Source organism: Patulibacter minatonensis DSM 18081 (genome assembly GCF_000519325.1).
Lineage (GTDB): Bacteria > Actinomycetota > Thermoleophilia > Solirubrobacterales > Solirubrobacteraceae > Patulibacter > Patulibacter minatonensis.
The window spans coordinates 1363376-1373154 of the sequence record NZ_KI912613.1 but is presented as its reverse complement, the minus strand read 5'-3'; the positions used below and the strand labels follow the sequence as shown (position 1 = coordinate 1373154).

8 protein-coding genes are annotated in these 9779 nt (G+C 75.9%); 6 read left to right on the top strand and 2 right to left on the bottom strand.

Annotated features, from left to right (window positions below):
- Nucleotides 1–186: 186 nt before the first annotated feature.
- From PATMI_RS0106245 to PATMI_RS34005, 4 genes are all read left to right on the top strand, one after another.
- Complete coding sequence (locus PATMI_RS0106245; protein ID WP_051471124.1) at nucleotides 187–873, top strand: FHA domain-containing protein; 687 nt, start codon at nucleotides 187–189, stop codon at nucleotides 871–873.
- A gap of 167 nt (nucleotides 874–1040) precedes the next feature.
- Nucleotides 1041–1451 carry a hypothetical protein gene (locus PATMI_RS0106240; RefSeq protein WP_026910258.1) on the top strand — a complete coding sequence of 137 codons (411 nt, stop codon included), beginning with the start codon at nucleotides 1041–1043 and terminating at the stop codon, nucleotides 1449–1451.
- Nucleotides 1452–1508: 57 nt separating this feature from the next.
- Entirely contained in the window at nucleotides 1509–3134 is a 1626-nt protein-coding gene (locus tag PATMI_RS34010) for a serine/threonine-protein kinase (RefSeq protein ID WP_026910257.1), read from the top strand.
- A complete protein-coding gene (locus PATMI_RS34005) occupies nucleotides 3131–4699 on the top strand; it encodes a serine/threonine-protein kinase (RefSeq protein ID WP_051471123.1) in 1569 nt (522 codons plus the stop codon). Before PATMI_RS34010 ends, PATMI_RS34005 begins: the two co-directional genes overlap by 4 nt.
- A gap of 34 nt (nucleotides 4700–4733) precedes the next feature.
- On the opposite strand, the gene PATMI_RS0106225 is transcribed toward PATMI_RS34005, so the two are convergent.
- A complete protein-coding gene (locus PATMI_RS0106225) occupies nucleotides 4734–6044 on the bottom strand; it encodes a hypothetical protein (RefSeq protein ID WP_026910256.1) in 1311 nt (436 codons plus the stop codon).
- Nucleotides 6045–6322: 278 nt separating this feature from the next.
- Between PATMI_RS0106225 and alc the strand changes: the two genes are divergently transcribed.
- Entirely contained in the window at nucleotides 6323–7420 is a 1098-nt protein-coding gene (gene alc, locus PATMI_RS0106220; protein ID WP_084270306.1) for an allantoicase, read from the top strand.
- Between the two features lie 41 nt (nucleotides 7421–7461).
- On the opposite strand, the gene PATMI_RS27865 is transcribed toward alc, so the two are convergent.
- A complete protein-coding gene (locus PATMI_RS27865) occupies nucleotides 7462–9183 on the bottom strand; it encodes an MFS transporter (protein ID WP_084269731.1) in 1722 nt (573 codons plus the stop codon).
- A gap of 65 nt (nucleotides 9184–9248) precedes the next feature.
- Here PATMI_RS27865 and PATMI_RS27860 point away from each other — a divergent pair, with 65 nt between their 5' ends.
- Nucleotides 9249–9758 (top strand): MarR family winged helix-turn-helix transcriptional regulator, encoded by a 510-nt coding sequence (locus PATMI_RS27860; RefSeq protein WP_084269730.1) that lies wholly within the window; start codon nucleotides 9249–9251, stop codon nucleotides 9756–9758.
- Nucleotides 9759–9779: the final 21 nt, after the last annotated feature.

Here is a 9779-nt window from a genome sequence, read left to right as displayed (position 1 = left end):
ACTGGCGGGCGCACGCCGGCCGCGCCCTGACCGACCGCGCCGACGGGGTGCCGCAGGGTTGGGACGTCGACCCGCTCCAGCTCGTGACCCGGCACCTGGTCGCGCTCGTCGCGGCGGACCGCGGCCCGGCGGCGTCGTGATGCGGCCGGGGCGATCATCTAGGCTCGGCCGCATGGCGGTCGCCCGGTGAAGGTCGAGCAGCTGGCCCCGGACTCCTCGCGCGCCGTGACGCTCCAGGCGATCCTCCGGGCCGAGGCCGAGGAGCTGCCGTTCCTCGTCGTCTCCCCCGCCGGCGGCGGGCAGCGGATCGTGCTGCTCGAGCAGGGCGACGAGGCGCTCTGGGTCGGCCGCAGCCCCGCCTGCGACGTCGCCCTGGACACCGACGGGCAGGCCTCCCGCACCCACGCGGAGCTCGTGCGGGCCGGCGGCGACTGGGCGGTCGCGGACGACGGCCTCTCGCGCAACGGCACGTTCGTCGGCGCGGAGCGGGTCGTCGGGCGGCGGCGGCTGCAGGACGGCGACGTGATCTCCGTCGGCGAGTCGACCCTGGCGTTCCGCGCACCGCGCAGCGCCGTGGCCGCCACCACGCTGGCGGGCGACCGGCTGCCCGCGCGCCCCGACGTCACCCCCGCGCAGCGCCGCGTGCTCGTCGCGCTCTGCCGCCCGCTGCTCGCCGATCCGCCGGGACCGACCCCGGCGTCCAACCGCGAGATCGCCGCCGAGCTCGTGCTGTCCGACGACGCCGTCCGGACGCACCTGAAGGCGCTCTTCGAACGCGCCCGCGTCGCCGACCTCGCGCAGGGCGCCAAGCGCGTCCGGCTCGCGGAGATCGCGATCGCCACGGGGATCGTCGGGCGCCACGACGTGGAGTAGCCCGGACGGCGCCTTATCGGGTCCTGTACCTCAGGGGTACAGGAGTCGACACGGAGGCGGAGCCGCGGTCGCGGCCGGCCGCCGTCGACGTCACCGCCACGAGGGGGTGGTCCGGACCACCCCCCGCGGGGCTGGTCGCGGCCGCCCCGGAGGCGGAGGCTGGGCCGATGCCGGACGCGCGCCACCCCTGGGCCCCGGACCTGGCCACGCCGGCCGGTCGCCGGGAGCTGGCCGAGCGGATCGCCCGCGCGCCCGCGATCGTCGTCCCCGCCCGCGAGCTCGGCCCGGGCGCGCCGGAGCGCCTGGCCCCCCGGCGACCGCGCCTCGTCGTCGGGATCACCGCCGGGTCCGGCGCCGTCCTCGTCACCCTCGACCACGTCGTCCGGCCCGACGCCGCCCACCCCCTCGTCCTCCGCCGGCGGCTGGCGGTCGTGTCCGCGCGCGAGCCGGACGACGACGTCGTCGACGAGGCGGTGATGGCCTGGTCGGTCCTCGCCCGCCAGCACGCCGACCTCGAGGACCACCGCCGAGGCGGCCTCCGCCGGGCGCGCCGCCTGGCACGGAGGCTCCGTCCATGAGGGCCATGCCGTCGTCGCGGGCCCTGCCTCCCGGCCGGGCGCGCTAGCGTTCCCGCGATGTCGGGTGCGCAGACCGGCCGCCTGATCGGCGGGCGACATCGGGTCGAGGGGCCCGCCGGCGACGGGGTCCTCGGACCGGTCCTCCGCGCGCACGACGAGCAGGAGGACGCGCCCGTCGCGGTGGAGGTCGCCCGCGACGAGGCGCTGGTGGCGGACGACCTCGGCGAGCGGCTCTCCCGGGCGGTCGGCGAGGCACGCCGGGTCGAGCACCCCGTCCTGGTGCGTCCCGTCGACGTCGGGACGGACGACGACCGGCCGTACGTCGCGACCGCCTGGATCGACGGGGACGACCTCGGCCACCGCTACTCCGCGGGTCCGCCGCCCGCCGCCGAGGCCGCCGATCTCGTCGAGCAGCTCGCCGGCGCGCTCGACGCCGTGCACGCTGCCGGACAGGTCCACGGTGACCTCGGGCCCGCGTGCGTGCTCGTCCGCGACACCCCGTCGGGGCCGCGCGCCTGGCTGACCGGGCTCGGCGTGCGGCGCACCGTGCTGGAGGCCGGCGTCGGACCGGCACTGACCCGCGCCCCCGAGACCGCCGGCCTGCCCGGCGCACTGGCGCCGGAGCTCGCGGACGGCGGGACCCCCGACGCGCGGGCCGACGTCTACGCGCTCGCGTGCCTCGCGTTCGAGCTGCTGTCGGGCACCCCGCCGTTCACCGGCCCGACCGGGGCCGCGGTGCTCACCGCCCACGCGACCCGGCCGCGGCCCCGGGTCACGAGCCGGCGCCCCGAGCTGCCGCGGGAGCTCGATCTCGTCCTCGAGCGCGGGATGGCGATCGACCCCGCCGAGCGGCCGCCGTCGGCCGGGGCGCTCGCCGCCGCCGTCGCCGGGGCGCTCGGCGACCGTCCGCACGCCGGGGACGACCGGGCGATGGAGACCGGCACCGGCGCGGTCGCGTGGGACGTCACCCACGACCTGCCCGCCTCCGCGGGGTCCCGCGACGGGCGGCGGGACGGCGCGGACGCCGGGCGACGGGACGGGCGCCGGTCACGCCCCTCGTCGGCCACCCGCGTGCGGCGCCGGGTCGTCGCCGCCGTCGTGGTCGTGGTCGCCGCGGTCGGCGGCGCCGTCGGCGGCGTCGCGCTCGCCGCGTCGGACGACGGTCCGCCCGAGGACGCCGGTGCTCCGCCGCTCGCGGCACCGCCGCGCTTCAAGGAGGGCACGAAGCTGCCGCAGCGCCCCGCCGACGCCCCAGGTCCCGTGTCGCAGCGCGCCGTCGTGCTCCAGCTGCGGGACGTCCTGTCCGGGTCGCGGCCGGACTCGTTCAGCCAGTCCGACTGGAGCCAGGCGCTCTCCCCCCGGCTGCAGGTCGAGTCCCCGGAGAGCGACGGACGGTGCACCCGGACCGCGCCGCCCCGCGCGGGCACCGAGCTGAAGCGCGGCGCCGGGTACCGGCAGCTCCAGGTCCTGAGCACCGCGCGGCGGCTGCCCTGGGCGCTCGAGGACCTCGCCCCGGCCGGGGTCCGGTTCGCCGGCCGGCTGCGGGCCTCCTGGTCGGGCGTCGCGGTCCTGCCGTCCGGCGAGCGACGCGAGGTCCGCTACTGGCTGGCGCGCACGGGGCTCGGGACCGAGTGGCTCGTCGACCTCGTCGACCTCTGCCCGCGGACGGGGACCGGATCGTGAGCGCCTGGGACCTCGAGCCCGGCGCGCGTTTCGACGACCACTACGTCGTCGAGGCCGTCGCGGGGCGCGGCGGCATGGGCGTCGTCTACCGGGCGCACGACGAGGAGCTCGACCGGACCGTCGCGCTGAAGGTCGCCGCGGAGCGCCTCTCCGACCTGCCCGAGCTGCAGGAGGGCCTCCGGCGCGAGGCCCGGCTGGCGGCGAGCATCGACCACCCGTCGGTCGTGGCCGTCCACCACGTCGGCGTCGTCGACGGCCGGCCGTACGTCGCGCTGCAGTGGGTCGAGGGCTCCGACCTCCGCCACCGCCTGGCCGGGGGTCCGCCGTCGGTCCCCGACGCGGTGCGGATCCTGGAGCAGCTCGCGTCCGGGCTCGACGCCGCCCACGAGGCCGGGTGCCTGCACCGCGACGTCAAGCCCGCGAACGTCCTGGTCCGCGACGACGCCGACGGACCGCGCGCATCGCTGACGGACTTCGGCGTCGCGGGCGCCCTGCACGACGCCGGTCGCTGGGGCCGCGGCGACGCGACCACCGAGATCGTCGGCACCCCCGCGTACCTGGCGCCGGAGCTCGTCCAGGGCGAGTCGGGCGACGCGCGCTCCGACCTCTACGGCCTGGCGTGCGTCGCCTTCGAGACCCTGACCGGGACGCCGCCGTTCTCCGCGCCGACGGTGCCCGCGATGCTCGTCGCGCACGCGATCCGGGACCGCCCGTCGGCGTCGGAGCGCCGGCCGGAGCTCCCCGCCGCGGTCGACGAGGTCCTCGCCCGCGGCATGGCGATCGACCCCGCCGACCGGCCCCGCGACGGTGCGGAGCTGATCGCCGGGCTGCACCGCGCGCTCGGGCTCGCGCCGGGCGGCCGGCCGGCCCCGGGGCCCCGCGCCGCCCTGCGCCGGTTCCTCGGCTCGCTGGAGTCCCGGCCCGGGCTCCGGCGCGGCCTCGCGACGGCGTCGGTGCTCGCCGTCGCCGTCCTCGCCGGTGGGGCCGGTGCCGCCGCGCACGAGCTCCTGACCGACCCGCCGGTGTCGCACGAGCGCGACCTCGCCCGGGCGGACCGCGCCCCCGCCCAGCCCGCCGCGTCGGGCTTCTCGAAGCGGGGGGTCCCCGCCGGGCGCGAGGACCGCGACGAGGTCGCGGGTCTCTTCGCCGACTACGCCGCGCTGAACCGCGCACCGGACATCAAGGCGTTCTTCCACTTCGGGGACCTCGGGACCGGGTTCGACCTCTACGGGCGTGGCGAGCGGTGTCCCGCGGGGAACACGCTGCCCGAGGGGCTCGTCCTGCCGAAGGGCAAGAACGTGGCGCTGAGCAAGGGCCCGGAGGCCGTGCAGAAGTGGCTCTGGCAGACGAAGCGCGCGCCGGTGCGTCTCGTGGGCCTCTCTCCGGCGTCGCTGAGGACCATCGACACGCGGGACGGCGGCCAGCTCCTGCAGTGGGGCGGGCAGGCCGTCGACGGCGAGGGCCGCCGGCGCGAGCTCCGTCTCGTGGCGTCCCGCTTCAAGCCGCAGTACCCGTGGAGCATCCTGCTCTTCGACTTCTGCCCCAGGACGCGGTCGGGGGCCTGACCGGCCGGGCGACGACGTCGCCCGGCCGGGCTGCTCACTTCACGAGCTGGACCGTCCGGGCGGCCTTGCCCTTGCCGCCGGCGACGGAGGACTCGACGATCACGTGCAGGCGCGAGACGCCGCGCAGCCTCCGCGCGATCGACGGGGTCACCGGGACCGTGACGTTCGTGCCGCCCTCCGGCAGGACGCCGGTCAGGCGGCCGATGCGGATCGCGTTCCTCGGCCGCTTCCTCCCGCTGACGAGCTTGTAGCGGACGGCCTCCTTCGGGCTCACGTAGAGCGCGATCGCCGCCCTGCAGCTGCCGATGCACGACGCGGTGACCTGGAAGCCGCGACGCCGGAGACCCGAGATCGAGTTGCTCGCCGGCTTCACGGAGAGCCCGGCGCCGGCGGCCGAGTTCGTCGTCACCAGGAGGCGCGCCTTGTCCGGGACCTGCGACGTCGTGGAGAGCCGGATCACGTAGGAGCGGCCCTTCAGCCCGGTGAAGTTCACCTTCGCGGCGCTGTCGCCGGAGGCGTAGTCGGAGCCGAGGCGCTTCAGCGCGTTGATCGTCGGGCCGGTGGTCGAGAAGACCTCGAGAGCCGTGGAGGTGGAGAGCGCGGGGACCTGCACCGTGTACGGGCGGCTCGTCGGCGCGTTCAGGCGGAACCAGACCGAGCCGCGGTCGTTCGAGTAGAGCTTCTCGCCGAACTCGACGGTCGAGAACGCCAGCGGCGCGTCGAACGCCCCGATGCCGTTGTCGGGCAGGACCGTCGCCGACGCGAAGGCGTCGTTCTGCGGCGTCGACTGGGCCTCGAGCTTCAGCCGGAAGACGCCGCCCTGCGGGGCGGTGCTGCCGGCGCGCTCTGTCGCGACGCGGACGAAGTACTGGTCGCCCTTCTTCACCGCGAACGTCTGGCGGTCGCCACGGCACGCGCGGTACGGGTTGCTCCGGGTCTTCACGAGCTTCAGCGACTGCGCGGAGCCGGTGAAGACGTTGACGTAGTTGTCGAAGTTCGAGTCGCAGGCGTTCAGGAGGACGTTGCCGTCCAGCGGGGACGTGAACGAGTACCAGACCGACCGGTCCAGGCCGACGAGGTCGTCGCCCGACGAGACGACGAGCGGCGAGGGCTCGTCGACCCCGGCGGTCGCGTCGACGGTCGTGCCCGAGATCGCGGCCGGCAGCGCGGGGATGACGGTCGCGTTCTGGACCTGGTCGTTGGCCGGCGGCGGGCCCGCCAGCGCGGTGCCCGCCAGGGTCAGCGACGCGACGGTCGCGACCCCGAGGGTGGCGGCGGCGCGGCGGCCGCGGCGGTGGACGCGGGCCGGTTCTTGGTCGTCGGGGGTGGTGCGGGAGACGGGCATTGCGGTCCTTCGGGTCGGTGGGCCGTCGGCGTCCGGGGTCGGAGTGCGCGGGCAGTGTACGCCGATACAACACCGCCATCTCGGGATCGGAGCGGTGCTTGGCGCGGTGCCGCTCGCGGCCGTGACCGGCGACGCGCCCGGGGCGTGACGGACGCCGCGGAGGGTCCGTGAGATGCGTCGTGGCGCCACCCGGCACCGCCGCGCCGTACGGGCCCCGCCGCCGTTCCCGCGACCCTTGGACAACGGACCTCGACGCCCCGGACAGCAGACTGGTGGCGATGAGCACCGTGGATCCCGTGAGCCCGTCCGAGCTGCCCGAGGACGACCGCGTCCTGCCGGGGCTGGATCCGTTCGAGGCGCTCCCCGACCTGGCGGCGCGCTCCGTCGGCGGCACGGTCCCGTGGGCGAACGACGAGCTCTTCGCACCCCGGGACAACCTCGTCGCCGACGGTCCGTCCGTCTTCACGCCCGCGACGTTCGGGTCGCGCGGTCAGGTCTACGACGGCTGGCAGACCCGGCGCCGCCGCGAGGCCGGGCACGACGAGGCGATCGTGCGGCTCGGCCTGCCGGGCATCGTCCGCGGCATCGACGTCGACACGAGCCACTTCGTCGGGAACTTCCCGCCGGAGGTCGAGGTCGACGGCTGCGCGCTGCCGGGCTACCCGGGTGTCGCGCAGGTCCGCGCCGCGCCGTGGCGGCCGCTCGTCCCCCTCGGCGCGGTGCGGGGCGACACCCACAACCGCTTCCTCGTCGCGGACGAGGGCCTCGTCACCCACGTCCGTCTGCGGATCCACCCCGACGGCGGCGTCGCGCGGCTGCGGGTGCACGGCGAGCCGCTGCCCGACCCGGCGGTCCTGCGCGCCGGGCCGTTCGACCTCGCGGCGACGGAGAACGGCGGCCGCGTCACGTCGTCGTCGAACGCGTTCTACAGCGCGGCGAGCAACCTCATCGCGCCGGGCCCGGCACGCACGATGGGCGAGGGGTGGGAGACCTCGCGCCGGCGCGACGGCGGGTACGACTGGGTCGAGCTCCGCCTCGCGGTCTCGGGCGTCGTGCGCATGCTCGAGGTCGACGCCCGGCACTTCGTCGGCAACGCGCCGGGCACCGTCCGGATCCTGGGCCGCGACACGGACACCGACGAGGCCGACCCGGACGAGTGGTTCGCGCTGCTCGAGCGGACCGCGGTCGTGCCGGACGTGCGGCACCGCTTCGCGCTGCTCGGGACCCGGCCCGTCCGGCGCTTGCGGCTGGAGGTCCGCCCGGACGGCGGCCTCGCCCGCCTGCGCGCGTTCGGCGCGCCCACGGAGGACGGTCTCGCGGCGCTGCTGGCGCGCTGGGACGCCGCGTGGAACGAGACGGGGGAGGCGTCGCCGTAGACCACGTCGCCTTCTGGAAGGGCGCCGAGATCACGGACTGATCACTCCGCCAGCGGCCGCACCGGCCGCGCGCCGCCGGCCTGCGGGACGACGGCGTCCGGGTCGTCGACCTGCCGGCGGCCGCGCATCAGCGAGGCGAGCGCCGCGATCAGGCAGGCGGCGATCGCGAACGCGAACGCGGCGTGCAGCCCGTCCTGGAACGGGCCCGAGATGAGGTCGGGGAAGAACGAATGGCCGGTCAGGGCGGCGTGGTCCGCCGGCGACAGGCCGGCGAGCGCGTGGGTCCCCAGCAGGTGCTGGATCGGGTCGTACCCGAGGAACGCCGCGAAGAGGATCGAGACGGCGGGCAGGTCCGACGCGTGCTGCGCGTCGGCCGCCGAGACGCCGTGGGCCTGCAGGCCGGCCGACATCGTCTGCGGCAGCGTGGCGGCCAGTCCGATGATCATCAGCGTGAAGAAGACGCCGATCGACAGGACCTGGGCGGAGTTCTGGAACGTCGTGTTCATCCCGCCGCCGGCGCCGCGGTCGGCCGCCGGGAGGCTGTTCATCACCGCGGCGCGGTTCGGCGACGCGAAGAGGCCCATCGCCAGGCCGATCAGGAGCAGGATCGCCCCGAACGCCGGGTACGAGAAGTTCGTCGGCAGCAGCAGGAGCAGGCCGAATCCGACCGCCGTGAGCAGCATCCCCGCGGTCGCGAACGGCCGGGCCCCGTAGCGGTCCGACAGGATCCCGGACAGCGGACCCGCGACGAGGATCCCCGCCGTCAGCGGCAGCATGTAGATGCCGGCCCACAGCGGCGCCTCGCTGAAGCTGTAGCCGTGCTGCGGCAGCCAGATCCCCTGGAGCCAGATGATCAGCATGAACATCAGGCCGCCGCGGGCGATCGCCGCGAGGAACGTCGAGAGCGTGCCGAACGTGAACGCCCGGATGCGGAACAGGCCGAGCCGGAACATCGGGTGGGTGCTGCGGCGCTCGACGACCACGAAGGTGACCAGGCAGACCGCCGCGGCGACCATCAGGCCGATCACGGTGGGGCTCCCCCAGCCGGTCGCGTGGCCTCCGGCGGGCCGGATCCCGTAGGTCACGGCGACCATGACCAGGATCAGGCCCAGCGCGAAGGAGACGTTGCCCGTCCAGTCGATGCGGCCCGGGTGCGGGGTCGAGACCTCGCGCAGCGAGCGGTACGCCCAGACGGTGCCGAGGATCCCGACAGGCACCGAGAGGAGGAAGACGAGACGCCAGTCGATCGGGGCGAGCAGCCCGCCCAGGACGAGCCCGACGAACTGGCCGCTGACGCCGACGATGTTGTTGATCCCGAGCGCCATCCCGCGCTGGTGGGCGGGGAACGCGTCGGCGATGATCGCGCCGGAGTTCGCGATCAGGCACGCGCCGCCGATGCCCTGCACGACGCGGAAGCCGATGAGCCACAGCGCGCCGGCCTCGCCGGTCATCCAGTCGATCGCCAGGAGCAGCGACGCGACCGTGTAGATCACGAAGCCGACGTTGAAGATCCTGACGCGCCCGACCATGTCCCCGAGCCGACCGAGGCTGACGACCAGGACGCTGGTGACGACGAGGTAGCCGAGGATCATCCACAGCAGGTAGAAGGAGTTCCCGGGCACGAGCGGGTCCAGGTGGATGCCCCGGAAGATGTCGGGCATCGCGATGATCGTGATCGACGCGTCGAGCGTCGCCAGCAGCACCGCGAGCGTCGCGTTGCCCAGGGCGATCCACTTGTAGCGGTCGTCGACGGTCGGGTGCATCGTCCCAGCACATTACACAGGCAGCCTGATCAGTCTTCCTGTCGGCCGGCCTCTAGACTGTCGGGGTGCCGCCCGCCCGGACGCCCGTCACCGCCCCGACCTCCGGGGGCACGCCGACCGCCTCCGGTCGCGGGAGCGGGGGCACGCCGAACGCCCCGGCGCCGTCGACCGCCCGCACCGCCCACGAGCTGCGCGAGGCCCTGGGGGACGTGATCCGTCGTCTGCGGGCCGAGGCCGCGCCGGGCGAGGGCCGCTTCGCGGTCCTCGGTCGCCTGCACCGCGAGGGGCCGATGAGCAGCGCCGACCTCGCCACCGCCGACCGCGTCCGTCCGCAGTCGATGGCCCAGACCGTCCGCGAGCTCGAGGAGCGCGGCTTCGTGACGCGCCGCCCCGACCCGGCCGACGGCCGGCGCGCGTTCGTCGAGCTGACCGACGCGGGGCGCGAGCGCCTGTTGGCGATCCGGGTCGAGCGCGAGGCGTGGCTCACCGCCGCGCTGGACGACCTGTTCGACGACGACGAGCGGGCGCAGCTCGCCGCGGCGATCCCGCTGCTCGCGCGGCTGGCGGACGCCTGAGGGGCCCTGCACGGACGGTCG

Bases quoted from the DNA above. Each gene is read 5' to 3' on its own strand.
- PATMI_RS27865 (WP_084269731.1), bottom strand. From the start codon at position 9,183: ATGCACCCGACCGTCGACGACCGCTACAAGTGGATCGCCCTGGGCAAC.
- PATMI_RS0106225 (WP_026910256.1), bottom strand. From the start codon at position 6,044: ATGCCCGTCTCCCGCACCACCCCCGACGACCAAGAACCGGCCCGCGTC.
- PATMI_RS0106240 (WP_026910258.1), top strand. From the start codon at position 1,041: ATGCCGGACGCGCGCCACCCCTGGGCCCCGGACCTGGCCACGCCGGCC.
- PATMI_RS34010 (WP_026910257.1), top strand. From the start codon at position 1,509: ATGTCGGGTGCGCAGACCGGCCGCCTGATCGGCGGGCGACATCGGGTC.
- alc (WP_084270306.1), top strand. From the start codon at position 6,323: ATGAGCACCGTGGATCCCGTGAGCCCGTCCGAGCTGCCCGAGGACGAC.